Annotated in this window: 20 protein-coding genes; 9 read left to right on the top strand and 11 right to left on the bottom strand. The window is 67.2% G+C overall.

The window, feature by feature from the left end:
* Window positions 1-25 precede the first annotated feature (25 nt).
* Together QWU11_RS01930 and QWU11_RS47165 are read left to right on the top strand one after the other, a co-directional pair.
* Window positions 26-907, top strand: coding sequence for a helix-turn-helix transcriptional regulator (locus QWU11_RS01930; protein ID WP_290103203.1), 882 nt, complete (start codon window positions 26-28; stop codon window positions 905-907).
* Complete coding sequence (locus QWU11_RS47165) at window positions 904-1,020, top strand: DUF397 domain-containing protein (protein WP_354670794.1); 117 nt, start codon at window positions 904-906, stop codon at window positions 1,018-1,020. Before QWU11_RS01930 ends, QWU11_RS47165 begins: the two co-directional genes overlap by 4 nt.
* 529 nt (window positions 1,021-1,549) lie before the next feature.
* Here QWU11_RS47165 and QWU11_RS01925 read toward each other — a convergent pair.
* Window positions 1,550-2,485 carry an HNH endonuclease gene (locus tag QWU11_RS01925; protein ID WP_290103202.1) on the bottom strand — a complete coding sequence of 312 codons (936 nt, stop codon included), beginning with the start codon at window positions 2,483-2,485 and terminating at the stop codon, window positions 1,550-1,552.
* Between the two features lie 183 nt (window positions 2,486-2,668).
* A complete protein-coding gene (locus QWU11_RS01920; RefSeq protein ID WP_290103201.1) occupies window positions 2,669-2,827 on the bottom strand; it encodes a hypothetical protein in 159 nt (52 codons plus the stop codon).
* Window positions 2,828-3,203: 376 nt separating this feature from the next.
* Between QWU11_RS01920 and QWU11_RS01915 the strand changes: the two genes are divergently transcribed.
* Together QWU11_RS01915 and QWU11_RS01910 are read left to right on the top strand one after the other, a co-directional pair.
* The gene (locus tag QWU11_RS01915) at window positions 3,204-3,332 is read left to right on the top strand and encodes a hypothetical protein (RefSeq protein ID WP_290103200.1); all 129 of its coding nucleotides are present in this window, start codon (window positions 3,204-3,206) and stop codon (window positions 3,330-3,332) included.
* Window positions 3,333-3,523: 191 nt separating this feature from the next.
* Complete coding sequence (locus QWU11_RS01910) at window positions 3,524-5,398, top strand: DUF2075 domain-containing protein (RefSeq protein WP_290103199.1); 1,875 nt, start codon at window positions 3,524-3,526, stop codon at window positions 5,396-5,398.
* On the opposite strand, the gene QWU11_RS01905 is transcribed toward QWU11_RS01910, so the two are convergent.
* From QWU11_RS01905 to QWU11_RS01890, 4 genes are all read right to left on the bottom strand, one after another.
* On the bottom strand, window positions 5,329-5,946 hold the full coding sequence (locus QWU11_RS01905; RefSeq protein ID WP_290103198.1) for a hypothetical protein: 618 nt from the start codon (window positions 5,944-5,946) through the stop codon (window positions 5,329-5,331). The genes QWU11_RS01910 and QWU11_RS01905 overlap by 70 nt on opposite strands.
* Window positions 5,934-6,686, bottom strand: coding sequence for an MFS transporter (locus QWU11_RS01900; RefSeq protein ID WP_290103197.1), 753 nt, complete (start codon window positions 6,684-6,686; stop codon window positions 5,934-5,936). The genes QWU11_RS01905 and QWU11_RS01900 overlap by 13 nt, the downstream gene beginning before the upstream one ends.
* Window positions 6,687-6,689: 3 nt before the next feature.
* Window positions 6,690-7,292: a DsbA family protein gene (locus QWU11_RS01895; RefSeq protein ID WP_290103332.1), complete on the bottom strand. Its 603-nt coding sequence runs from the start codon at window positions 7,290-7,292 to the stop codon at window positions 6,690-6,692.
* Window positions 7,293-7,547: 255 nt separating this feature from the next.
* Window positions 7,548-7,694 (bottom strand): hypothetical protein, encoded by a 147-nt coding sequence (locus tag QWU11_RS01890; RefSeq protein WP_290103196.1) that lies wholly within the window; start codon window positions 7,692-7,694, stop codon window positions 7,548-7,550.
* Between the two features lie 404 nt (window positions 7,695-8,098).
* Between QWU11_RS01890 and QWU11_RS01885 the strand changes: the two genes are divergently transcribed.
* The 5 genes from QWU11_RS01885 (at window position 8,099) to QWU11_RS01865 (ending at window position 19,103) form a co-directional block, all read left to right on the top strand.
* Window positions 8,099-8,854, top strand: coding sequence for a hypothetical protein (locus QWU11_RS01885; protein WP_290103195.1), 756 nt, complete (start codon window positions 8,099-8,101; stop codon window positions 8,852-8,854).
* Window positions 8,855-9,164: 310 nt separating this feature from the next.
* Entirely contained in the window at window positions 9,165-16,877 is a 7,713-nt protein-coding gene (locus QWU11_RS01880; RefSeq protein WP_290103194.1) for a non-ribosomal peptide synthetase, read from the top strand.
* A 51-nt stretch (window positions 16,878-16,928) separates the two neighbouring features.
* The gene (locus QWU11_RS01875) at window positions 16,929-17,153 is read left to right on the top strand and encodes an MbtH family protein (RefSeq protein ID WP_290103193.1); all 225 of its coding nucleotides are present in this window, start codon (window positions 16,929-16,931) and stop codon (window positions 17,151-17,153) included.
* The gene (locus tag QWU11_RS01870) at window positions 17,131-18,360 is read left to right on the top strand and encodes an MFS transporter (RefSeq protein ID WP_290103192.1); all 1,230 of its coding nucleotides are present in this window, start codon (window positions 17,131-17,133) and stop codon (window positions 18,358-18,360) included. Before QWU11_RS01875 ends, QWU11_RS01870 begins: the two co-directional genes overlap by 23 nt.
* A gap of 89 nt (window positions 18,361-18,449) precedes the next feature.
* Window positions 18,450-19,103, top strand: coding sequence for a hypothetical protein (locus tag QWU11_RS01865; RefSeq protein WP_290103191.1), 654 nt, complete (start codon window positions 18,450-18,452; stop codon window positions 19,101-19,103).
* 89 nt (window positions 19,104-19,192) lie between these two features.
* Here QWU11_RS01865 and QWU11_RS01860 read toward each other — a convergent pair whose 3' ends face one another.
* From QWU11_RS01860 to QWU11_RS01840, 5 genes are all read right to left on the bottom strand, one after another.
* On the bottom strand, window positions 19,193-20,164 hold the full coding sequence (locus QWU11_RS01860) for an HD domain-containing protein (RefSeq protein ID WP_290103190.1): 972 nt from the start codon (window positions 20,162-20,164) through the stop codon (window positions 19,193-19,195).
* The gene (locus QWU11_RS01855; RefSeq protein ID WP_290103189.1) at window positions 20,161-20,487 is read right to left on the bottom strand and encodes a helix-turn-helix transcriptional regulator; all 327 of its coding nucleotides are present in this window, start codon (window positions 20,485-20,487) and stop codon (window positions 20,161-20,163) included. The genes QWU11_RS01860 and QWU11_RS01855 overlap by 4 nt, the downstream gene beginning before the upstream one ends.
* A gap of 161 nt (window positions 20,488-20,648) precedes the next feature.
* The gene (locus QWU11_RS01850) at window positions 20,649-21,110 is read right to left on the bottom strand and encodes a DUF3592 domain-containing protein (protein ID WP_290103188.1); all 462 of its coding nucleotides are present in this window, start codon (window positions 21,108-21,110) and stop codon (window positions 20,649-20,651) included.
* Between the two features lie 75 nt (window positions 21,111-21,185).
* On the bottom strand, window positions 21,186-22,265 hold the full coding sequence (locus QWU11_RS01845; RefSeq protein ID WP_290103187.1) for a hypothetical protein: 1,080 nt from the start codon (window positions 22,263-22,265) through the stop codon (window positions 21,186-21,188).
* Between the two features lie 169 nt (window positions 22,266-22,434).
* On the bottom strand, window positions 22,435-25,692 hold the full coding sequence (locus QWU11_RS01840) for a GH92 family glycosyl hydrolase (RefSeq protein WP_290103186.1): 3,258 nt from the start codon (window positions 25,690-25,692) through the stop codon (window positions 22,435-22,437).
* Between the last annotated feature and the right edge of the window lie 656 nt (window positions 25,693-26,348).

Here is a 26,348-nt window from a genome sequence, read left to right as displayed (position 1 = left end):
ATCGACTGCGTCGGGGAGGCCGACGATGACCAGCCCTTTCGTGCGCCGGCGACGGCTTGCCGCGGAGTTACGCGCGCTGCGCGAGGAACGTGGCATGACCGCCGACCGGCTGGCCAGGCTGATCCATCAGTCTCGGATGAAGATCTCCAAGCTGGAGAACGCCCACATTCGCCCCGACCTCGCCGAGATCATGAAGATCCTCGACGTCCTGGGTGTCAGCGGCGATAAGTGGCACGAGATCGTCCGCATCGCCCGCGACGCCGCTGAGCGTGGCTGGTGGGACGCCTTCGGCGACACGATGGGCGACCGCCAGCGGCTGTACGCCGACATCGAGTCCGGCGCGAAGACGATCCGCGAATACCAGCCCGGCGCCATGCCCGGCATTCTGCAGACCCAGGACTACACCTGGGCACTCATCGAACATGCCAAGGCCGAAGGCCCTATCACCTATATCCCCGAGCGCCTGGTCGAAGCGAGACTCCAGCGTCAGCACACCGTCCTCCGCCCTGATGGACCCGAGTTCGAGGTGATCCTCGACGAGGTCGGCCTCCGCCGCTTCAGCGTTCCGCCCGACGTGATGTACACCCAACTCCACCACGTCATCCGCGTCGCTGAAACCCAACCCCGCGTGACGGTACGGATCTTTCCGCTGGTCACCGGCATGACGCAAACGCTGACACCTGGCGGATCCTTCGTCCTTTTCAACTTTCCCGATCCCAACGATCCGCCGATGGCAGCCGTTCAAACCATCTCAACAGAACTCTTCTACAGCGAGTCCACCGAGGTAGCGCGATATGCGCATAGATACGACTATGTACGGAGCAGGGCGCTTTCAGAAGTCCGCAGCCTTTCCTTCATGAACCTGCTCGCCGATGAGCTTCCCGAGAAGCAAGGACTCCGTACATGACCACGCAGAACGCGCGTTGGCGCAAGTCGAGCCGAAGCGAACCGAACTCTTCATGTGTCGAGGTAGCGATCATCCCGCCGGCTTCGCGGACCACGGTAGCGCCGGGCATCTGATCGCCAGGCGCGGCTACGCCGGGTCGGCCTGGAACGAACCGGTATACCTGCACACGAAAGTCAGGTCTCCCGATCGGCCGCAATCGGCCACACCGGAAATCGCGCGCCTACTTGGGAGGGTAAATGTCCGCACGTCACCGATTCCGTGGCGCGCAGACATCGGCGCTCTTATCTGCCGCCCGCACCGTAGCGAGAGGCGACCATGGCGACTGAACGCGGGAACGACCGGGTCGAAAAACGTCGACGATCCAGAAGTCTCGACACGGTCGGTGAATTCCTACCGAACTGTTCCGACCTTTTACGAAGGTCGGAGCAAGGTTGCGGTCGAACGTCGTCAGCAGGACGTCCTTGCCGCGCCCGAGGCCGAGGCGCTCGACTCGGTCGAGGACAACGATGGTCCTGCCTGTGCCGGACAGCCACTGACCCGCGCGGGGCCCGCTGTAGTCAGGGTCCACACGTTTCTGCTGCGTCGGGTGCAAGAATATTTATCAGCGTTCAAAACCCTCTTCGAGCACGCCCTGAAATGTCATCACGATGCTTTGAAGACTCTCGCCTCATGCCACTCCAGGAACGCTCGATTAGGCCGATCGGCAGCACGCTCGGGGAGGGCGATCGGCTGGCCGACTCGCGCGTAGAACTCTTCACCATCCTCAAAGTCCGCTCGCAACCGTGCACTGACCTTGAACCGGTAGTCCAGGTCCACGCCGAGGTAACCCGCGTCGAACAAGGCGTGGAGGTCCGCACGTAGCAGCAGGCCGTTGTCCAGACGGTGCTCGCCGTCTTCACTGACGGGACGAATGTGCGCGGCCTGGAGGGTCGGGCGGAGCCGGCTGCCGGTGACCGCGCACCGTTCCTCGTACGCCGCCAGTACGGCCGTCTTGAACGAGCTCTGCCCGAGTCGACGACGCGACAGTCGCGGGTCCCCGAACACCGCCCCGGGCCGACGCCACGGCTGGGAGTCGTCAAGCTCTGCGTCGCGGCCGAGTAGGCGGGTGACCAGCCGCTCCAGATAACCGGCTTCTACATGGGTCGCGAGGTCGTACCTTTTTCCTTGCACGAGGTTGGAGGCGAAGTCGTGGGGCGGTTCGGCCTCCTCCCCTGAGACGAAGAAGCGCACATCTCTCACGAGGATGCATCCGATGACCGGGTCATCGCCCACCGTGATCGGCTCCGCGCGATTGGTGTTAATGCGATGGCGCAGGTCACTCAGGCTTGCCGCGCCGTTCGCTTCGCCGAACCGATCCCATGCCTCTGACAACGGAAGCCGCACGAAGTCGCTGAAGAACCCTCCGCCGACGATCCGATTCTGCGGGGCCTTGGTCTTGAAGAAGAACGGCTCCCCCGAGCCGAGTGATCGGAACGCCTGCTTACTGGACGGACGCCAGAAATTGACTTCGCCCAGCTTAGGACGTGCCGCAAGGAACCGATACCACGAACCGTCCGTAACCCCTACATATGCCTTCACTCACCGGATTATCCAGATCAGGTGATCATTTAGCCAACTCGGACCTTCCACCAAAAGTGGCATAGATCCCGCTCCTCGCGGGTTGGCAAGTGCGGTGCGAACACTCTCCGTGTGCCGCATCCTTGGCATCACGATCACGATGCTGACGGCTCCGACCAAAGCTCAGCCGATGTTGGCCTCCGGTCAGCCGTTCGACTCCTGAGCGAAGTCGGAGTGACCGAGCTTCACCATGAGCTGCCCAGCGTTCTCGACGAGGCGTTGGCGGTCGACGGCTTCAAGACCCATAAGGAAGCACTCCAGCACCTTGGCGATCCGCGGCAGGTCGCTCGCGGTGTCCTCCAAGCGCGGCGACGACGTCCCTTCGCCACCTGTCAGCGACTAATGGCGCTTCCGCTTCGCCACGAACGAAGCGGCCAAGGGATGGAGCGATTCTGCACGGAGGCCCCCGGCAACACTCGACGCTGTTACGAGGCTCTGCGTAGCCACCCGCTCTACATGAGCAACCCTGATCGCCAGCACCGGCTCTGCGGGCGCCTCGCCACGACCGCCCTCGGCGGCACCGAACTTCCGCAGCCAGTGTCAGCAGCATGGCCGACCCCGCACAGCGGGTCGAGGAGTTCTGTATCCGCCTCCGCCGAGATCTGACTCCCGCCATCTGGGAAGTCGCGGTCTCCGACGCGCACGAACGACTCTGTCTTCCTACGTCGACGACGACGCGTTGAACGGCCTGAAATTCAGCACGGCGCTGCCGCGCCATCTCGCCGAGGCGACACTGTCGGCTCGGCTCGCCGACCTCGAAGGAGCACGCCTCACGCTCCGTGAGCCGGTTCGCTTCTCCGCCTCCTGACGGCGGTGAGTTGGGTGTTCTATCTCGTGCTCGTCGAATTACCGTCCGCTGTAAACCGGCGAGGACAGCACGGGATCGGTTGTAGTGTGATCTTTCGTTAGGAATGCGGCCCGACGGGCTTTCGCCGATCTTCGCTGATCGCGGACATGCCCCCACCCGCACGAGTTCTTCGTGCTGCCTGGGGGAAGTTCGTGACGGCGCTGCGCGTCTCCGCCGAGAATCTGGTCGGCTCAACGATGGAACGACGGCTTGTCGGCATCCTCGCCGAGAATCTCCGGATGACGACGGGGCGGTCCACCTCGGACGCGGAGAAGAATTCCTGGCGGCGGAGCCTGCCGGTGCTGGCACGCGACCTGGTCGAGGCGGGGCTCGGCAAGGTCGAGATGCTCATCGAATATCAGCGCCCGCTCACCAGCATGCGGGCGGATGTCGTGCTGGCCGGGGTCGACGCGCGTACCGGCGGCGATCGGTACGTGGTCGTCGAGCTCAAGCAGTGGAGCCAGGCCGAGCTCTACGAGGACGACGAGAACCTCGTGCTGGTCCCCGGCGTCTATCGCATGCTCGGGCATCCGCTGCGGCAGGTCGAGAAGTACTGCGAGTACATCGCCGACTTCGCCAGTTCGCTGAGCGAGCATCCGGACGCCCTCCACGGTGTCGCCTATCTTCACAACGCGCAGGACCTCGACGTCCAGGACCTCCTCGACCTGGCCACCACCGAACGCACCCGCCTGTTCACCAAGACCCGGCGAGGCGGCTTCCTGGAGTACCTGCGCGGGCAGTTCGCGCCGGAGCCGGGCGTCGACGCCGGGGACCGGCTGCTCGACAGCACGCCGCGCCCGTCGAAGCAGTTGCTCAAGCATGCGGCCGCGGAGATCAAGGACCGTGAGCAGTTCACGCTGCTGGCCGAACAGCAGATCGCGTACGACCTCGTGAAGCACGCGGTGCGGAAGGCTCGCCAGTCGGACTCCAAAGAGGCGGTCGTCGTCACCGGTGGTCCGGGCAGCGGAAAGAGCGTCATCGCGCTGTCTCTGCTCGGGCACCTGGCACGACACGGGCACACAGTCCTGCACGCGACGGGCTCCCGGTCGTTCACCCAGACGCTGCGCCGGCATGTGGGCAAGGGATCGCCCCGGGTCAAGAACATGTTCACGTACTTCAACAGCTTCATGCAGGCGGAGAAGAACTCGTTCGAGGTGCTGATCTGCGACGAGGCGCACCGGATCCGTGAGACGTCCGAGAACCGCTTCACCCGGGCGGCGCAGCGGACCGGGCGGCCGCAGGTGGAGGAGTTGCTCGCGGTCGCCCGCGTGCCGGTCTTCCTGCTCGACGAGCACCAGGTCGTGAAGTCCAACGAGATCGGGACGGTCGAGGCGATCAAGTCTCAGGCCGCCCGGCTGGGCATCCGGGTCCACCACGTCCCGCTGGACGGCCAGTTCCGTTGCGGCGGCAGTCGCAAGTACGAGGACTGGGTGCTCCGCCTTCTCGACATCGAGCCCGGGGGGCCGGAGGCGTGGAGCGGTGACGACCATTTCGAGGTACGGCTCGCCGAGTCCCCACGCGAGATGGAAGAGACGCTGCGGGACAAGCTTGAAGGCGGCCATTCAGCGCGCATATCGGCCGGCTACTGCTGGCCGTGGAGTGACGCGAAGGACGGCCGCCTCGTCGACGACGTCCGCATCGGTGACTGGGCGAAGCCGTGGAACGTCAAGGGCGAGCGGGCCGTCGGCGACGCACCGCCCAGTGCCCTGTGGGCGACCTTCGACGGTGGCTTCGAGCAGGTCGGGTGCGTGTACACCGCCCAAGGCTTCGAGTACGACTGGTCAGGTGTGATCCTCGGCCCCGACATCGTGGCCCGGGACGGTCGGCTGATCACGGTACGCGAGGCCAACAAGGACCCTGATTTCAAGCGGCGTTCCATCACCGACCTGCAGTACGCGCGGCATATCCGCAACATCTACAAGGTGCTGCTCACACGAGGCATGGTGGGCACCGTTCTTTATGCGGTCGATCCGGAGACGCAGGAATTTCTCGCCGACCTGCTCAAGACAGAGCCAGAGCGGGCCTGAGCACATAGGAGGCCGGGGCCCCGTCTCGGCTCGGTCCTGGTGGATGGTTCATCCGGATTAGCCGCAGGTCCGTCAGGCCGCGCCGGACGGGATCGCCTCGGATCCCGTTCGGCCCAGCGTACGGCCGGGGCCATCGCCGAGCCGGCCAGAAGGAACATCCCGCCCAACACCAGCCAGCCGGGCAGACCCCACCCGATGATCAGCGTCGTCAGCAGCAGCGGGCCGAGCATCCGCGCGACCGCCGTGCCCGCGCCGAAGAAGCCCTGGTACTGGCCCTGCCGGTCTGCGGGGGCCAGGGCGAAACCGATCTCCCACAGCCCGGCGCCCAGCAGCATCTCGCCGATCACCTGAAGGACGGCGGCGACGACGAGCACCGCCCCGGCCGTCCACGCCGAGCGGCCCGACGCCGACAGGGCGAAGACTCCGCATGCCGCGAGCAGGACCACGCCGGCGTGCTGTACCCGGCGGGCGGCCGATGCCGTTCCGGTCACCTGGCGGGCCGCGCGGACCTGGAACAGGACGACGCTCACCGTGTTCAGTACGAACAAGGCGACACCGTCCAGGCCGGCGCCGCCGTCCGCCGTACGATCCACAGCGGCAGCACCAGGCTCAGCAGCGGCATGTACAGCAACATGAACGTGTTGATCAGTGTGACCAGCGCGTACGGCCGATCCCGCAGCACCGATGACGACGGGCCCGCGGCAGGAGCCGGGACGGGCGCCGGGGCCGGCAGGCGCATGAGGACGGCGGCCGACGCCAAGAAGCTCAAAGCGTCCAGCGCGAACACCGTCAGGTACGCCGGGCGGGTTCCCAAGCTCAGCGCCACGCCCCCGAGGGCGGCGCCGAGGCCGAGGCCCGCGTTGACCGTCGACTGCAGGTACGCGCGGAGCTTCGTGCGTTCGGACGGGCCGACCAAGCCGGCCAGCAGGGCCTGACGTGTCGCCGCGAGGCCGCTCTGGCAGCTCCCGTACAGGCAGGCCGTCAAGACGAACGGTACGAAGGAGTGCACGAGCAGGAAGGCCAGGAGTGACACGGCCGTGGCGACCGCGAGTGGCACCGCGACGCCCCGGGGGCCGCGCCGGTCCGCGAGCTGCCCCAGCGGTACGGCGACGACCGAGCCGACGGCCCAGCCCGCGGTCAGCCCGAAACCGATCTGTCCTGGGCTGAGCCCGACGATGCGCGTGAAGTACAGCGCCGACGTGACGTAGTACGCGCCGTCGCCGATGGAACCGGCCAGGTACGCCAGGGCCAGTACGCGAGGCGGCCCGGCGGGTGGGATTCCTTTCATCGGTCAGTCCGGGATCGGGCGGCGGGTACGGGCGCGCTTCAGCTCGAAGAACCCGTCCGTGCCGGCCACGAGGAGCACGCCGTCCCACAGCCGCCCCGCGGCCTCGCCGCGCGGAATGGGGCTGACCACCGGGCCGAAGAACGCGATGGGCTCGCCGTCCGGCCCCGGCACGTGGATCGCCGGAGTACCGAGGTCCTCCCCTACCAGGTCGAGACCGGCGTGCTGGCTCGCCCGCAGCGCCTCGTCGTGGTCGGTGCCGTCCGCGGCGTCGGCGAGCTCCGCGGGCAGCCCCGCCTCGGTCAGTGCGGCGAGGTACAGGTCGCGGCCGATCGGCGCCCTGTCGTGATGGATGCGGGTGCCGAGCGCGGTGTACAGGCCGCGCAGCACCTCACCGCCGTACTTCTGCTCGGCCGCGATCGCCACGCGGACCGGCCCCCACGCGTCGCGCAGCCACTTGGCGTACCGCTCCTCCAGGCCCTCGCGACCGTCGTTCAGCATGGCCAGACTCATGACGTGGAAGCGGACCTGAACGTCTCGTACCTTCTCCACTTCCAGCAGCCAGCGCGAGGCGATCCACGCCCACGGACATTTGGGGTCGAACCACATATCGACACTGGTCACGCCGTTCTCCTCATCCTCGGGAGGCCAACGCTAGGAGGGACGATGACCCAACGGTAAGGGCCAATTCCTCCATCAGTTGCTGGGCCACTATCGGTTCGCCGGATGGACGTCCACGTGCCCCTGGGCGCCCTGGGGTGGCCGCGCAGACCTAACCGGCAGCTGTGAGGAACCCATCGGCGGCCAGTCGCTCGTACGCGACGGCCGCTGTGTTCCGGGAGAGACTGAAGCCGGCGGGTCGGCTCACGGATGGCCGCCCGGCGGGAAACCGGCCGTCGATGATCGCGTACGGACGACGTCGTTAACCACGGCGCCCCGAAGTCGCTCGATCTCATCGGCCGGGTACTGATCGATTTCGGTTGCCGCGTCGCGGTCGAGGACTCCGGCCATCCGCCAGCCTCCTGTTCCGCTCGATGGGGGTCCGCGTCACCGGCGTACCGGTCGACGCCGAGGGCATCGACGTGACCGGTCTGCCCTGGGGCGCACGGCCGGTCGACATATGCCCCCAAGCGGGATTCTCCCGGGGTGATGGGGAAGACCTCGTCCCAACGGGGGCGGGGTAACAGCTGCGACAGCGCGGCCGGCCAGAGCCGAACAGCAGGATTTCATCGAGTCCGACCCTGGACCTGCCGGCGCAGAACCTGTTGCTCGTGCCGGGGCACGAGCAACTCGGCCTAACGTGGACAGATCAGAGCGTACGATCACGGTCAGCAAATCGAATAGGCCCCGGATCGACCGATAGAGAAGTGTCAACAGCATCTCGGGATGCTGCCAGCCCCGATCGTGATCCCGCCGTGAGACCTCAGCTCACGGCAGGAGACCGAGTTTTCGAGCCCCACACGCTCGCCGACCTGCCGGACGGCGTCAGCGAGCTCGACGGCGCCGACAAGATCGCCGGCGGCCTGGCTCAGACGCTCACGGCGTCGATGGACAACGACCCGATGTTCGGCGGCGACAGCACGCCGCTGGACCCGGCGGTCCTGCTGACCCCGTCCAGCGGAAAGCGCGCACGTGTCTCGGTGATCAGCCTGGTCGGGCTGCCCTCCGACGACATGCGCCAGAGTTTCGTCAACCAGCTGGAGATGGCGCTCTTCGCGCACATCAAGAAGCACCCGGCCGGGGATCGGCCGCTGCTCGGGCTGTTCGTGATGGATGAGGCCCAGACGCTCGCACCCGCGGGGACCATGACGGCGTGCACGCAGAACACCCTCGCCCTGGCCTCACAGGCGCGCAAGTACGGCCTCGGGCTGGTGTTCGCCACCCAGGCTCCGAAGGGGCTGCACAACCGTATTCCGGGCAATGCGGCCACCCAGTTCTACGGCCTGCTGAACAGCCCGATCCAGATCGAGGCCGCACGGGAGATGGTGAAGGCCAAGGGCGGGGACGTCCCCGACGTATCGCGGCTGCGTTCCGGCGAGTTCTACGTCGCGGCCGAGGGTGAGGCTCCGCGGAAGGTACGGACGCCGCTGTGTCTCAGTCACCACCCGAAGAGCCCGTTGACCAGCGAAAAGGTCCTGGAGCGCGCGCGGGACCGCCGACCCGGGGGCTAGACCGTCCGGCACAACTCGTGATCGTCCGCGACGGAGAACACCTCTCCCGCCGGATGATCTGTGCCGCCCGGAAACAGAACTGCAAGCTCGGAGATTTCCCATGCGCGCGCCTGCCGAAATCGGCCCCTAATTGACCTCGGCACGTTCGTCCGATGTTCTGGCAGTGAAATTCTAGACGCCAGCCCAATGTGTTTTATAAAGAGCCCTCCGAGATTTGACGTTATACATAACGCGCATCTACGATCGCCCTCGTTTGACCTCCGTTCAAGGCTACATCGAGCTTTGTTCATACAGAGGAAGAGGCGCCAGGATGCACGAGACCGTCGAGTCCTCTGACCTCACGTCGGCCCAGATCGGTATTTGGTACGCACAGCATTCCACGGCCTATGCCGCCAAATACAATATTGGAGCGGCTCTCGAAATACGAGGCCACGTCGACGTAGATCTGATGAGGCAGGCATACCACAGGGTGGTCGATGAGTCCGATGCCCTGCGCGCCCACTTCACAATGGACAAAGGAACGGTCAGACAGTTTTTCACGAAACCCGATGGACATCCGTTCAACTATTGTGATCTCAGCAGCGAGGTGGACTCGCCTGCCATCGCGGACGCACGTATGCGGGCGGCGATGGAACAGCCGTTCGATCTTTATGCGGATACCCTCCACGAGCAAGAACTTTTCAAGATCGGCCCAGATCATTATCTGTGGTTTCAGCGAGCCCACCATCTGGTCGCGGATGGTTTCAGTCTCGTCGTCGTCTTCGGCCGGCTGGCCGAAATCTATGCGTCGCTTCGCTCGGGACGGCCTGATGCGGGACGCCCGCTGGCATCGGTGCGTACGCTCGTCGAGCTCGACTCGGCGTATCGCACCTCCCCGGCCTTCCAAAGCGACAGAGACTACTGGCGGGCGGCTCTCGCCGATATTCCCGCCCCTGTCACGTTGAGTTCGGGACGGGCGGGAACGGGGGGCGGTCTCGTACGTCAGACAGAAGAGATCGACTCGCATGCGGCCGCTCGCCTGAGAGAGAGTGCGCGGCGCTCCAAAACGAGCTTTCCCGTTCTCGGGTTCGCCGCGGCCGTCGCGTTCATTCATCTTCTCACCGGCGCGGACGACATCGTCCTCGGCCTCGCGGTCACGGGCCGTGTCGGGCCGGCCAGAGGGCCGATCCCCGGCATGACGGCCAACATCTTGCCCGTGCGGGTCCGCGTTTCGAGAACGATGTCGGTGGGCGAACTGATCCGCGAAACGTCGCGAGCCATGAAGGGGGCGTTGCGCCACCAGCGCTATCGATACGAGGATATGCGTCGGGATTTCGGCCTGCGCGGCACCGATGGCGAGCTGTACGGTCCGATAGTAAACATACAGACATATCCATTCGAGACACTGTTCGACGGCCTCAGCTGCAGCGCTCGCCCCTTCCAGGCGGCGACGCCCAATGATTTCTCAATGGACCTGTACAGCTGGGCCGACACCGCGATCAGGGTCGAGTTCAGCGCGAACGCCGATCGTTACAGCGGACTGTTCAACGCCGAGAACGCCCGTAGGTTCGCTCGTTTTCTCGAATCCTTCTCCGCTTCCGATGAGCACACAACGATCGACAGGATCGACGTGCTCACCGAGGAGGAGAGACACCGGGTCCTCACCGCGTGGAACGACACGGCCCGCGTGATGCCGGACTCGACGCTCCCGGAGTTGTTCCAGGCGCAGGTCGCACGAGACCCGTACGCGACCGCGGTCGTCTTCGAGGAGACCACGCTCAGCTATGCCGAGGTGAACCGGCGAGCCAACCGGCTGGCGCGGTTCCTCATCGCGCGGGGTGCGGGGCCTGAGACCCTGGTCGGAGTGGCGATCGAACGCTCGGCCGACCTGGTCGTCGCCCTGCTGGCGGTCCTGAAGACCGGTGGCGGCTACGTACCGATCAATCCCGGTCTCCCCGCGGCCCGCGTCAGCTACATACTCGATGACGCATGCCGCTCCCTGGTGATCACCAGCACCGCTCTCCGGTCATTGGTCGAACAGGGGGAGACAGGTGGGCGCGAACTCGTGGTCGTGGACTCCCCGCATGTCCTGGCCGAGCTGGAACACACCGACGCGGCGGACGTGGCCGACGCCGAGCTCCGTGCCGTGCCCTCGCCCGCGAACCCGGCGTTCGTGATCTACACCTCCGGATCCACCGGCCGGCCGAAAGGTGTGGTCGTCTGCGCCGGTCCGCTCGTCAACCTGATCTACACCGCCCGCGAGCAGCTCGGGCTGGACGCCGCCGATCGGCTGCTGGCCGTGGCCGCCATCGGGTTCGACGTCTCCAACTTCGAACTCCTCGCGCCCTTGCTCGACGGCGGCCAGGTCATCGTGGTCTCCCGCGACACGGTCCTGGACATGGACGCGATGGCCGAGACGATCAGGAAGTCCGGCGCGACCGTCTTCCAGTCCACTCCGTCGCTGTGGGCGCAACTCGCGAGCGCCCGCCCCGACGCCCTCAGCGGGGTGGTGAAGCTCTCCGGCGGAGAGGTGCTGTCGAGTTCCCTGGCCCAGAGCCTCCATGACACCGGCGGCGTACTCGCCAACGCATACGGCCCGGCCGAGACGACGATCTGCTCGACCATGGCCCTCCTGGACGACACCTCATGCGCCGACCCGCCGATCGGCCGGCCACTGGCCAACAACAGGGTGTACGTACTCGACGGGAACCTACGGCCGGTCCCGCCCGGAGTGGCCGGCGAACTGTACATCGCCGGTGCCCAGCTCGCGCGGGGCTACCTCAACCGGCCGGGCCTGACCGCCGAGCGATTCGTCGCCGACCCTTACGGGCCGGCGGGCTCGCGGATGTACCGCACCGGTGACCGCGGGACCTGGAACCACGACGGCACTCTGCAGTATCTCGGGCGCACCGACTTCCAGGTGAAGATCCGCGGATTCCGCATCGAGCCAGGTGAGATCGAGACCGTTCTGATGACCCACCCGTCCGTGGCGCGGGCCGCGGTCCTGGCGCGTGAGGACCGGCCGGGACGACTCCGGCTGGTGGGTTATGTGGTCCCCCTTCAGGCCGGCGCTGTCGTCGACATCGCCGACCTGCGCGGCCATCTGTCGGGGTTGCTGCCCGAGTACATGGTGCCTTCGGCATTCGTGTCGCTGGATGAGTTGCCGCTCAATCCGAACGGGAAGCTCGACCGGCCGGCGCTGCCCGCGCCCGACCACTCCTCCGATGAGGTGTACCGGGCGCCGCGGAACTCCCGGGAGGAGACGCTGTGCGCGGTTTTCGCCGAGGTTCTCGGCGTGGACCGGGTCGGTATCGACGACAACTTCTTCGCTCGTGGCGGTAACTCCCTGCTGGCGGTGACGCTGGTGGAGCGGTTGCGCGGTCGGGGAGTTCCTGCCGACGTACGGGCGCTGTTCACCTCACCGACGGTGGCGGGCCTGACGCAGGGGATGAGGCGCGAACACGTTGTGCCGCCGAACCGAATCCCGGACGACGCCACGGCGATCACCCCGGATGCCATCACCCTGGCCGACCTGAGTCAGGACGAGCTCGATCGCATCATCGCCCGCGTGCCCGGCGGTGCGGCCAACGTCGCTGACGTCTATCCACTGACGCCGTCGCAGGAAGGCATTTTCTTCTACCACCTTCTGGGTTCGGACGATGGTCATGACGTCTATGTCTCGTCGGTGGTTCTGGAGTTCGACGCCGGCCGTCGGTTCGACCAGTTCGTCGCAGGTCTTCAGATGGTCATCGACCGGCATGACGTCCTGCGTACGGCGATCATGTGGGAGGGGCTGCGCGAGCCCGTGCAGGTCGTTCAGCGCGGCGTCGAGCTCACGGTGAGGGAGGCCGAAGCCCCGCGCGCGCCCACCCGGGACGTGCTCATCAACCGGCTGCTGTCAACCTACGACACCGGCATGGACATCTCGCGGGCGCCGCTGCTCCGCCTCCACGCGTGCACGGACCCGGAGACCGGCCACCGGCTCGCCGTGCTGCAGACACACCATCTGATCGGCGATCAGACGACCATGGCGACCTTGATGGACGAGATACGTGCCTTCATGGAGGGACGTGCGGCTGAGCTACCGGCTCCGCTTCCGTTCCGCGACTTCGTCGCGCAGACGCGGCTGGGCGTTCCCCGCGAGGAGCACCGGGAGTTCTTCGCCCGTCTGTTGCGTGGTGTCGAGGAGCCGACGGCCCCGTTCGGCGTCGCCGATGTTCACGGCGATGGCCGTAACGCGGTGGAAGAACGCTACGAGCTGGACGCGAAGCCGGCGTTGCGTCTGCGGGAGCAGGCGCAGCGGCTGGGGGTCAGCGCCGCGACCTTCTTTCATGTCGCGTGGGCGCGGGTGGTCGCTGTCACGTCCGGCCGACGGGATGTGGTCTTCGGCACTGTGTTGTCCGGCCGGATGGACGCCGGCGCGGGATCGGACCGGATGCCGGGCCTGTTCATCAACACCCTTCCCGTCCGCACCGACACCGGTGCCGCGACGGTCGTGGAAGCGGTTCGGGCGATGCAGGAGCAGTTGGCCGCACTGCTCGTACACGAACACGCTCCCTTCGCGCTGGCCCGGCAGGCCAGCGGGATCGACGCGCGGACGCCGCTCTTCACCTCGCTGTTCAACTACCGTCACGGCATCGTCGCGTCCCAGGAGCACGGTCTCGGAATCGACGGCGTCGAGGTGCTGACGGTATCCGAGCACACCAACTACCCCTTGTACGTGAGCGTGGACGATGTCGGCGACGGATTCGGCGTCACCGTCCAGGCCGTCGCGCCGATCGATGGCCGGGCGGTCTCCGCGCTCTTCCTCACGGCCGTTCGAAATCTCGTGGACGCGTTGGAGACGGCGCCGGGAACGCCCCTGCACCGCGTGGAGGTCCTGGACGAAAGCGAACGGCGGAAGGTCCTCGCCGAGTGGAACGACACGGCCCGTGCGCTGCCCGACCTGACGCTCCCGGAGTTGTTCCAGGCACAGGTCGCACGAGACCCGAGCGCGGCCGCGATCGTCTTCGAGGAGACCACGCTCAGCTATGCCGAGGTGAACCGGCGGGCGAACCGGCTGGCGCGGCTCATCATCGGACACGGGACCGGTCCGGAGGACACGGTCGTGGTCATGATGGGTCGTTCCCCCGACCTCGTCATCACCCTCTTGGCGATCGCCAAGGCCGGCGCCGCCTATCTTCCGATCGATCCGGATCATCCCAGAGAGCGCGTCGCGTACCTCGTCGAGGACGCGCGTCCGCTGCTCGTCCTCACCGACTCCCGTACGGTGAGCAAGGTTCCGGACGCGGTGCCCCGCATCGTCGCGGACGATCCGCGGACCATCGCCGCGCTGGGGCGCCTGGACGACGGCGACGTACTCGGTGCCGAGCGAGCCGGCCGTCTTCTGCCGCAGCATCCGGTGTATGTGATTTACACGTCCGGTTCCACCGGTCGCCCCAAAGGGGTCGTCGTCCAGCACCGAAGTCTCGTCAACTATCTGACGCAGGTCACGCGGAGATACCCGAGTCTGGGTGGGTCGACGTTGCTGCACACGTCGATCGCGTTCGACCTGGGCGTGACCGCGTTGTACGGGACGCTGGTCAGTGGCGGCTGTCTGCATGTGGCAACGCTGGACGACGGCCTCGATACCGTCTTGGGGGGACGGAAGCTCACCTATCTCGAGGTGACCCCCAGCCATCTGTCCTACCTGGATTCGCAGTCCCGCCACTACGCCCCGACCGGTGACCTGGTGGTCAGTGGCGAAGAGGTCGACGGGCGGCTGGTGCGCGACTGGCATCGCCGGAACTCAGAAGTCTCAGTGAACAATGAGTACGGCCCGACTGAAGCGACGGTGGGTTGTACCTACTATTCCCTGGCCTCTCACGACTACGAGCAGGGGCGAAAAGTCCCGATCGGCCGGCCGTTGTGGAACACGCGGGTCTATGTCCTGGACACGGCGTTGCAGCCGGTTCCCGTCGGGGTAGCCGGTGAGTTGTACGTCGCCGGTGTCCAACTCGCGCGGGGCTACTTTCGTCGGCCGGGACTGACCGCCGAGCGATTCGTCGCCGATCCGTACGGACCGGCAGGTGAGCGGATGTATCGCACAGGTGATCTAGCGCGCTGGAACACCGGCGGACAGCTCGAATACCTGGGGCGTACGGATTCCCAGGTCAAGATTCGCGGTTTCCGGATCGAGCCCGGTGAGATCGAGGTGGTTCTGGCGGCTCATCCCCAGGTGGCGCGGGCCGCCGTCATCGCCCGCGAGGATCGGCCCGGCCATCCCGCGTTGGTCGGCTACGTGGTCTCCCGCCACGGCGCTGATCCCATCGACTTCGCGGGCCTGCGTGCACATGTGTCGGGCGTGCTGCCGAATCACATGGTGCCGTCGGCGTTCGTACGGCTGGACGAGCTGCCGTTGACGTCGAACGGAAAACTCGATCGCCAGGCCCTCCCGGCCCCGGAGCGGGCACCGGGTGATGGCCGGCCGGCCCGGACGTCTCTCGAACGATCGCTGTGCGCCTTGTTCGCCGACGTGCTCGACGTCGCAGACGTGGGCATCAATGACGATTTCTTCGAACTGGGCGGACAGTCCCTCCTCGCGGCTCAGCTGGTGGGCGGTGCCCGCACGAGACTCGGCGTCGAGCTTCCGGTACGTGCGGTCTTCGAAGCGCCCACTGTCGCCGGTCTGGTGCGACGGCTGGAAACCGCCCATGCGGCCACGACACCTCCTCTCACGTCCCGCGCTCGCCCGCACGACGTACCGCTGTCGTGGGCGCAGCACAGGTTGCGGTTCCTTACGGGGCGCGAGCGGACCGAACCGACCTCCATTCCGGCCGCGATCCGGATGGCCGGCCCCCTTGACGCCGAGGCGCTGGAAAACGCCGTTCGTGACGTCGTCGAACGGCAGGGAACACTGCGCACGGTCCTGCCGGAGACGAACGGGGTACGGCATCAGCGGCTACTCCCCGTGGTCGACTACACGCTGCCGATCATCCGGTGCTCGCCCGAAGAACTGGACGGCCGGCTGAGGTCGCAGAACTCCGCCGCCTTCGATCCGGCGCACGACCTCCCGTTCCAGGCCGCTCTGTTCGAACTGGGAGAGAGCGAGCATGTCCTCTTCTGCAAGATCTTCCACACGGCGGCCGACGGCCCGTCCATGGCGATCTTGCTGCGCGACCTCTCGGCCGCCTATTCCGCCCGCGCCGCCGGCGACAGGCCGGACTGGCCGCCGCTCCCCGTGCGATACGCCGACTTCGCGGCGTGGCAGCGGGAGTCCCTGGGTGAACTGGAGGACCCTGGTAGCGAGATCTCCCGTCAACTCGCCCACTGGACGAATGCGCTACGGGACCTCCCGCCGGAGGCGACCGTTCCGTCCGACCGGCCTCGCCCGGACAGGCCGACGTTCGACGGCGACTCGGTGCCCTTCACGATCGACCCGGACCTGCACCGCGACATCGTCGGCCTCGCCCGCCGCACCGGCACGACCGTCTTCATGGTCATGCAGGCGTCCCTGGCGGCCCTGATGAGCCGGCTGGGGGCGGGCGAGGACGTGCCGATCGGTGCCCCGGTCTCCATGCGTACGCTCAGCGAGCTCCACGACCTGGTCGGCTTCTTCGTCAACGTGGTGGTGCTGCGGACCGACGTCTCCGGTGATCCCAGCCTCACCGAGCTGCTACGCCGTGTCCGGGACACCGATGCCACCGCATACGCAAACCAGGACATCCCCGTCGAAATCCTCGCCGAGCGGCTGTGGCCGCACGGGGACTCGTCGGCCAGTCCGCTGTTCCAGGTCATGCTGGACGCCGACGTCACCGGCACGTACGCGATGCCGGGCCTCACTCTCGAGAAGCTCGATGCGGTGAAGTCGCCGTTCTCCTACGACCTGATCCTGGACCTGCTGCAGGAGGACGACCGTCACGGGCTGGCGTGTTCGTTCCGCTACGCCACCGATCTTTATGACCGGAAAACCGGCGAAGCACTGGTCACGAAACTGACGATGCTGCTCCGCGAAGCCGTCGCTCATCCGGATCGCCCGATGTCCACGATGAGAATCGGCGACTGAGTCCGTCCGGCTGATCCCTTCAACGTCGTGCTTTCCCTATTGGAGGCCGCCATGCAGAACCCATTCGAAGATCAGGACCGCGATTACCTCGTCCTCATCAACGTCGAGGAACAGTACTCGCTGTGGCCGTCGGACCTGGACGTACCCGATGGCTGGCGGACCGTCTACGGCGAAAAGCCCCGGGCCGAATGCCTGGAACACATCGAGGCGCAGTGGAAGGACATGCGGCCGGCGAGCCTGGTGAAAGCGAGCGATGCCGCGCACAGAGGAAGATAGAGCCGGAAGCCGCGACTTCGCGATCTACTGGCTGAGCCAGTCCGTTTCCATGCTCGGCGACGCGTTCGCGACGGCCGCTTTCCCGCTCCTCGTACTCCAGACCACCGGATCGGTCGCGCAGATGGGCGTCACGGCGGCCATCGGCGGTGTCAGCATGATCGTCTCTGGGTTGTTCGCCGGATCGCTGGTCGACCGGACCCGACCACGAACGGTCATCATCGCCTGCGACGTGTTCCGCGCCGCGCTCTACCTGGCCATCCCGCTGTGCTGGCTCGCCGGTCCACGGCTGTGGCCGCTCTACGCGACCGCGGCGCTCGGTTCCGCCTCCGCCGTGCTGTTCCAGGCCGCCCACGCGAGCGTGCTCACGGGGCTGGTCGGGCGAGAGCGGCTGACCGCGGCGAACGGCCTGTACGAGGCGGGTGGCGCGACCGCGTTCGTGGTGGGACCTCCGCTGGCCGGTGGCGTCGCCGCGGCCTTCGGGGCCACGGCGGCCATCGGGCTGGACGGCGTGAGCTTCGCCCTCTCCGCCGTCGGGATGCTCTTCGTCCAGGTGTGTCCCTCCCGCGACCGGCACCACGACGGCGCGGCAGCCGTGCCGAAACCCTCGCATGACCTGCGGGCCTGCCTGTCGTTTCTCTGGCATCGGCCCCCGCTGCGCCGGCTGCTGGTGCTGATGGCCGTAACGGCGATTCCCACGTACGGGCTGGTCGACCTTTTCATTTACCACGTACGGCACGACCTCGGGCAGCGCGACGGGACAGTGGGCCTCGTCCTCGGTGCGGCCGGTGCCGGAGCCGTCGCCGGTGCTCTCCTCGCCGACCGCATTCGCAGGAGATACGGCTTCGCCGCCTGCATGGTCGGTTCCTACGTCCTCTCGGGGTTCGCCACCGCGCTACTGGGCGTCGTCACCGACCTGGTGTCGGTCGTGGCGATCGCCGCGGCATACAGCTTCGGCGCCTCGCTGGCGCTGGTCTGCGCCACTTCCGTACGGCAGGAGATGACGCCCGATGGCCTCATGGGGCGTGTCACCTCGGTCTTCACCACGGCTCAACTCGCGTTGGGAGCGGCGGGCGCGGTCGCTCTGACCATGGCGTCGGCCAGGATCGGCGTACGCGCCGTCGCCCTCGTCGTCGCCGCGCTCCTCATGTCGACCGCCGCCATGGCTCTCCTCACAGGGCTGGTCAGGATGTCGAGCCCAGATCGCTGAAGATCGGTCCGGTCATGCCTCTGCCGGGGCAGGATGAGGTCCACGCCGAAGCCCGTCCCCACTGACCACCACCGATAGGTCGCATCTCCATGACCGATTCCCCGGCCCGCCTTCCACCCGCCGACCCGGCCGACGTCACCCTCACCTACCAGCACCGTCACCACATGGGGGATGACGCCGACACCGCTCCGGAGACCTGGCGGGTCTACGCCGACATCTACGACGACGGCACCAAGCCGGTGGAACACGTCGCCGACATGGACATCGTGGCCGTCGACCTCTATGACACCCGCGACCCGTTCGGTCTGCTCGATGACGAAGAGGCCGACCTGGGCCTTGTCGCCGGAGCCATCTTCAACGTCCGCAGCGGCCGGCTCGACCAAGAGCTCGACGACCTGATCGAACCGCTCGGCAGCCGTATCCTCATCCTCAACTCCGTACGACTGGCTCCGCGATGGCGCGGCTTCGGCCTTGGTGTCCTCTTCGCCGGAACCGCGATCAGGAAACTGTCCGGCGGAGCCAGAGCCGCCGTGTGCTACCCCGCCCCGCTCGGCGAAACAGACGAGGGCGAACTCAGCGAGGCCCGGCGCGAACGGGCCGTCAACAAGCTCGGCAAGGTCTGGGCACAGCTCGGATTCGAGCACTTCCGAGACGGCGTCCATGTCCTCGACCTGAACCTGGCCACTCTCGAGGAGAGCCTCGAACGCCTCCATGAGAAGGCCGCCCTCTATCGGACCCCATGACGGTGCGCGAGCAGACCCGCCCTCTTGAGGCGAGTCGCCACCCTCCCGGGCGTACGTGGAACGCCGTCACCGGCCACGGTGCGCGCCGGTCAGGAGGGCGGTTGGTCCGGATCGCCGATGCCGAGTTTCACGCGCAGGCGGGAGACGCCGGCGTGCAGGACGGGGGGCACGGTGATCAGGGTGAGCGCGGCGTCGACGACGCTCGTCCGGGCGGCCGCCGCGACCATCCAGCCGAGCAGGATGGTCAGTGGGGTCCAGGTGCGCAGGTCCGTTCGCAGGATCCAGCGGAGGACGGCCAGGAGGCGGCCGGTCAGCGTGTCTCGTGCCGGGCCTCGCAGAGTTGAGGCCAGAGCCGGCATGGCGAGTGTGAGCCGCAGCGCGAAGCGGGCCCGGGCGGAGCGGCTCGGCAGGACGCCGAGCTCCCCGAGCCATTCGTCCAGATAACGTGACCTGGCCACGGGCGGGAGGAGCAGCGCGGCCAGCGCGAGCGCCCGGTGGGTCGCGCCCGCGTCCCCGGACAGGAGCGTCAGGCGATCGCGAGCGATCGACTCGAGCTCGTCTGAGACGTCTCGCAGGCCCAGACGCCTGGCGAGCGGCGCCATGACGTCCAGTGTCTGCCGCGACTTCAGGCGCTGCCTATCCTGGTCGAGGTAACGCAGGGTGCGCATGTTGTGCAGCCGGTCGAGCACCTTGAGCGTGAGCGCGCGGTCGTCGGCGGCGTCGACGGCCGCCTGGTCGTGGCCGCGGTCGAGTTCGGTCGTGTGCTGGACCAGAGTGGTGATCTCGTCGCCGAACTCCTCGCGGAGCCGGGCGGCGTCGCACCCGGTGTCCTCGATGACGTCGTGCAGCAGAGCGGCGCAGACGGTCGCGCCGTCCAGGCCCGAGTCGATGGCGATCTCCGCGACCGCGACCGGGTGGGTGATGTACGGGTCGCCGCTCTTACGGAACTGGCCCTCGTGGTGGCGAGCTGCGAACTCATACGCGCGCCGGATCCTGTCGCGCTCGATGGCCGGGACGCCGGCGGGCAGCCGGGCCAGCAGCGACTCCAAGAGCGTGGTCATGAGGTCGCCGGCCGCAGGTTCGCGGCCGCTCCGCGGGATCGCCGGGCCTGGTCGAGGGCGGCGCGTGCACGTACGGCGCCCTCGTCGGTGAGCGTGTAGTAGTAGCGGGCGCGCCGCCCCTCTGCCAAGTGCTCGGCCGCGGACTCCTTGTGGCCTTCGATCCAGCCGAAGTGCTCCAGCCGGGCCAGGATCGGGTAGATGGTGCCGCTCGGCTGGCCGGTCTCCGCGCACAGCTCCAGCCCGAAGCGCCGCTTGGCCGGATCGGCGAGCATCGCACGCAGAACGAGCATCGTCTGCAGGGTCATCCGGGGGGCATTCGCCATATATCGGACTCTATACATCCAACGCGGAACGTGACATTGCTTCAAAGGTGACACCCACCTGACCGGCCATCACTTCGGGTGGTGGCCCGCCAGCCCGCGGTAGGTGACGATGGCGGCACCGGCCACCGACAGCGCGACAGCGGCCTTGCGCCCGCGGCCGGTCATGCCCTCTCGCGCGACGCTCGGCGCGCGTGCGGGGACTGGGTCGCCGATGTCCGTGGCGATCGGTGGTCGGGTGTCACCGGTGCGGCGCGCGGCCGGCGGCGTATCCGCCGGTACGTCATCACGGCGCCGTACGCCGCGACCACCGCGACCGCGAGCGTCTTGACGATGTCCACCGTCAGGTTCTCCCACCCGGCACCGGAGACATCGGAGGGGTCGCCGGGCGAGTAGCGGATCTTCGAGGTGTCACCGGTACGGCCCACCTCCGATCCGCCGATCCGCGTACGGACCAGTTGGCCGTCTTCGGTGGTGAACTCGATCGTGGCCTCACCGCGCGCCGTACCGCCTTTGATCACGGTGGCGGACGTCTCGACGCCGTGGGCGAACGATGAGTACGTCATGAGCGCGCCGAGAACCGCGCCGCACCCGAAGATCAGTGCGATGAATCCGTAGGCGCCCACGGCGCCGACCGTCGTCTTCGGGGTGTATCCCACGTCGGTTGGACGCGTGAGGTGCCCGAAAGGTTTCGCGGCGTCTCAGGCGTCGGCTTTGTAGCGCCAGTTGTCGAGCCAGTCGCCGGCGGACCATTCGTCCGAGACCATCGTGAAGCGCGGGTTCAGGAGGTTGCGGTTGGCGTCGAGGGTCTGGGTCTCGTCGAAGCATTCCACCGCCAGGGCCCCCGCCTCCGCTGCCATGCTGTGCACCGCCTCGGACTTCGCCGAGTACCAGGAGCGCATCTTCCAGTACAGGATCGCGACGTTCGTCGCGAACAGCGTGGCAGCCGCGATCGAGAACACCAGCCGGTACGGCAGCGGGATCAGGTTGAGCGCCAGCAGGTGGATCGAGGTCTTGATGAGCAGGGCCAGCCACTGGTGGTTGATCTCGTCCATTCCCTTGGCCATCTCGTCGCACAGGTCGCCCATGGACTCGGCCACCGACACGAAGCGGTCCAGCACCGGCAGGACGTTGTAGAGCATGTGCGCGTCGAAGCCGCTCGCCGCGTCGCCCTCCCAGTTCCGCAGCGGCACCAGGGCGTCCAGGTCGCTCAGCAGCGGCTTGATGTCCGCGATCGAGCGCCAGGTGTCGCGGGCCTCGCGGAACGGACCCGACTCCCGGATGTTGGGCTCGATCGTCGTGGCGTCCACGGCGAGGAAGTACGGCAGCAGGCCCGTCGCACGGGCGGAGGCCTTGACCGACGACCGGGCCTGGGCCAGCACCAGGAGGATGGCGATCGCTCCTTCGGTCACCGGCATGGACAGGCGGGCCCCGTTGTTGAGAGTCAGCCTCGACCCGGAGTTCGGGGAGCCCACGTTCGACGGGGCGGACGGGGTGATCGACGAGTGGTACTCCGCGCCGGCGTAGTGCCTGGCCACAGCGTCGAGGTTCAGGGCCGTCGCCTTGCTCGCGTCGCTGACCGCGCCTGCGGCCTGCTCCGCGGTCGACGACGCGCTCTTGTACGCGTCGGCGGCGTGCCAGCCCGCGGCCGGCCAGTTGCTCGTCGCGATCCGGGTGTCCGACACCAGTGTCTTGATGCCGGCGAAAGTGGTGCCGACCTCGGCCAGATCGTTCGTCATCGTCACGAGATCCCGGATCTCGACCTCAAGCGTGGGCGCCATCGCAGCTCTCCAAAGGATCGGCGGATCGCGCGTGGCCGGACACCGGATGACCAGCTCAAAGGCCCACAGACGATTTCCCCGGCAGGCTATCGGAACACGACACCGTACAGAAGCCGAACAAAAGCGAAAGGCCGGGGGTACACCAGCCCCCGGCCCTCCGCGGCAGGGATCAGCCGGCCGCTATGGCGAAAACGCCGATGGCGCCCTGGCTGAGAGAAGGCGGCAAGGTCACCGAGGTGACCGTCTTACCGCTCGTGATGGGAATGGTCTCGGCGAAGACGTACGTCTTCACCTGGTCCTTTCCTGAGGTGAAGTTGCGATAGGGAGTGGAGGCGGTGATCACGTTGCCGAAGCCGGGAGTGCCGCTCCCGGCCGACAGGGTCCAGTCGCTGAAGCCCATCGTGGCCGTCGACGTCGACCCGTCGGTGTAGGTGATCGTGGCGGTGCCCGACGACCCGGCCGTGCCCGCGTTGTGGGCGCTGCCGAGGAAGCCCAGCTTGGTGGCGCCGTCCGGCGCGCTCACCGGGATGGTCTGGCCGCCGACCGAGACGTTGTCCGCCTGCCCTGCCGGGACGTTCGGCCAGGTGTAGGTGATGCCGCCGGACGTCACGGACGCGCCCGGGGCGAGGCCCGCCGCGGTCAGTGCCTGTTGCGAATAGCTCCAGCCGCCGCCGTCGTAGTTCGCGCCCGACGGAGCGCTGTCGTCGCTGATGCCCGCGTTGTCATAGAACGGCGCGAGGTCTCCCGGTCTGGCGACGATCACCGACAACGACACCGGGAGGATCTTGCCCGACGCGCTGGTGAGAGTGAAGTTGACCGGATGGCTCCCGTCGGTGTCGCCCGCGGTCACCGTCACGTCGGCGGTGGCCGTCCCGTCGCCCGACACGGCCAGCGTGCCGCTCGCCGGACTGACGGTCACCCCGGAGGGCGCCGAAGCCGCCCACTGCACCGACTGGGAGCCGGAGGTCAGCGACTTCACCGACAGCGTGGTCTTCGACGACTCCCCCGGCTGGAGGATCAGCGACGACGGGCTGAGTGCGCCCGTCGCGGCGAACGTCGGCCCGTACGACGGAGGCGCGTCCGAGGCGCCCGTGCCCCACGAGGTCGCCGTGCCGCTCATCGTCCAGTCCAGGGTCCCGCCCTTGGCGAGGGTGGAGTACGGGACGTACAGCTTGGTGTTCGCCTTCCCGTTCAGCTTCATCGACTTCACGTAGTACGACGACGCCGAGGCACCCGGAGCGTTGATCTTGATGGTCTTCCCGCTCGGCAGCGAGATCGTCGCGTGCGGGAAGCCGGGGCTGCCGAAGACCAGCGTGTCGCTGCCCGGGTTCTCCGGGAACATCCCCAGCATCGACCAGACGAACGCGGAGCTGTTCGCGCCGAGGTCGTCGTTGTCCGGCAGGCCCGACGGGCCGGGCAGGTAGAGCCCGTACCGCAGGGTGTTGACCGCCTGCTGCGTGCCGGCCGGGTCGCCCGCGTAGTCGAGGGCGTACTCCTCGCCGGAGCCGAACTCGTTGGAGAGCTGGGCGTACTCGCCGTACCCGTCCGGCCTGGACAGGAACTTCCGCAGCGCCGGCTTCACCTTCGACGGGCCGCCGAGCAGCGAGAAGAGTCCCGCGTAGTCGTTCGGCACGTCCCACAGGTACTCGTACGCGCTGCCCTCGATGTAGTGGCTCGTCGTCGAAGGCGTGATCCCGGTGAGGAAGGCGCCGTTCTGCAGCCGCGGCGTCAGCAGCCCGGTCGAGGTGTTGAAGACGTTCGCCCAGTTGTTCGCCCGGTCCTGCAGTTTCGCGGCGTTCGCGCTGTCCCCGAGAGATGCGGCGAAGCGCGACAGCGCGAAGTCGGCGTTGTCGTACTCCAGCAACGAGGACACCTGGTTGTGCGGGTTGCAGCAGCCGTACGTGCCGTCCTCGGGGAGGTAGCCGTACTTCTCCTCCAGCGCCGCACCCGGCCGTACGTCATTGACCGAGTTCGCCTGTTTCAGCATGTCGGCGAGGGCGGACTTGGTGTCGAAGTCCTTGGCCCCGAACGCGTAGTAGTCCGCGATCAGGGCCGTGCCCGGGTCGCCGGCCATCACCCAGTTGTCCAGGTGCAGGTAGCCCCACTGCTGGATGATGCCGTTCTCGGCGTAGTAGTTGACCTGCGACTGGGCCTGGTCGCTGGCTTCCTTGGGCGTCAGCATCGCCTGCAGTTGCGCCAGCGAATGGTAGGTGTCCCAGCCCGAGTACATCCCGTACTGCTGTTTCTGCGTACCCGAGACCGAGTGCACCTTGACGTCCGAGCCCATGAACTGCCCGTTGACGTCGCTCGTGATGTTCGGCTGGATGAAGTCCTTGTAGAGCAGGCTGTAGAACTCCTGCGTCGTCGAGGCCTCGCCGCCCGAGACGGCGATCCGGCCCAGCAGCGTGTTCCACGACTTCTGCGCGGCCTTCTTGACCGAGTCGAAGTTCCAGCCGGGGTTCTCGGTCTTCCAGTTCAGCGCGGCATTGTCGGCACTCACGTACGAGATGCCGACCTTGGCCTGGACCGCGGTGCTCTTCGTGGTGTCGAACGTGACCGAGACCGCGGACGGGCTCTTGTCACCGGCGATCACCTTCGACGCGGTGAACGGACGGTCGAAGACGATGTCGTAGTACAGCGTGTACTGGTGCGAGTCGCCGCAGAAGCCGCCGCTCGTGTCCGAGCCCTTGATCTCGTTGGTCCCGACGATCTGCGCGCTGGACGCCGAGTCGCCGTTCTGGCTGTCCATGAGCTTGACCAGGAACCCGGCCTGCGTCGTCGCGGGGAACGTGAAGCGGCCCATCGCGCTGTGCGGGGTCTCGGTGAGCTGCGTGGTGATCGTGTCGGGCAGGTTGCTCTGCGCCGAGTAGTAGCCCGCCTGCGCGACCTCGCCGGCGTTGGTGAACGCGGTCGTCGCGTCGTTCGGGTCCCCGCTCGGCAGGTCGCCGGTGACCGGCAGGATCGGCACGTCCTGCGCCGCGCCGCAGCCGGGGCCGCTGACGTGCGTGAGGCTGTAGCCGGTGAGCTCCTCGTCGCCGTAGTTGTAGCCGCCGCCGGCGTTCCGGTGCGGCATGGTGTCGGGGCTCCACTGGACCATCCCGTACGGCACGTCGGCGCCGGGGAAGGTGTTGCCGCCGCCCGTGGTCCAGGTACGCGTGTCGACGAGCGTCGCGGGGTCGCTCACGGTCGCGAGGGTGGAGGTGTCCTTGGCGGCCTTCGGCAACGCCTTGGCGGCGAGGGGCTTCGGACAGTTGGTCAGGCGTCCGTCGGCGTCCTTGACGCAGGTGGCCGTACGGGCGCGGGAAAGCTGTGATCCGTGGCTGGGCGTAGGGGTGGGGACCTGCGCCATGGCGGGGGAGCCGCTGCCGAGGAACGCCGCCGTGGCCAGTGCCACCGCGGACGCCAGGCGCGCCGCCGGTCGCCTCATACCGTCTCCGTTCAACGAGGGGATGACAACGTTGTCACGCCCAGGCATCGTGACCTTCGGGCCGAATGCGGTCAATCCAAAAGGGTTAAAGACTCGCGCGGCGGCCTGAAGCGGACACGGGCTGGACAAGACGGTCAAGAGAGGTATAGCCGGGTGTCAGGGATGCCGCCGTGGCGCCCGGGGCCGGAACGACCCCGGGCACGGTCGCGTTCCACGTCGCCGGCCACGATCCGGTGGAGCCAGGTGACCGGATCCCGGCTCACCGTACGGGGAGGGACGTTCCGGAAACGACACGAGGCGGATTTCGGTCAACGGAGAGCGCGACGAAATAGGTCATGCTCCACATTTCCCCGACGCCATGCGGCCCGCCGAGATCTTTTCGAAGTCAAAGACCGTCCATTGATGGACCGAGCGCCACCAGGGGGCAAATATCGTCAAAACCCGCCATAATATACATATCGTTCGAGACGCATGACGGGGAGGCTCGGCGCGTGGGTTCATCGTTTCCTTTGGTTCCCTCGGGAACCAATCGCCCCGAGGGGCGACATGACGGCAGACTGGTCCAGGCGAACGGACCAGGACGATTAACGGAACAGCCGGTCCAGGTCGCTCTCCACGCCCCAGGACACCTGGGTCTTTCCGCCGTTGAGAAATCT

Source organism: Actinomadura sp. DC4 (assembly GCF_030406325.1).
In the GTDB taxonomy this organism is placed as follows: domain Bacteria; phylum Actinomycetota; class Actinomycetes; order Streptosporangiales; family Streptosporangiaceae; genus Actinoallomurus.
The sequence above is the reverse complement of the archived record's forward strand: the minus strand, read 5'-3'. Positions and strand labels throughout refer to the sequence as shown.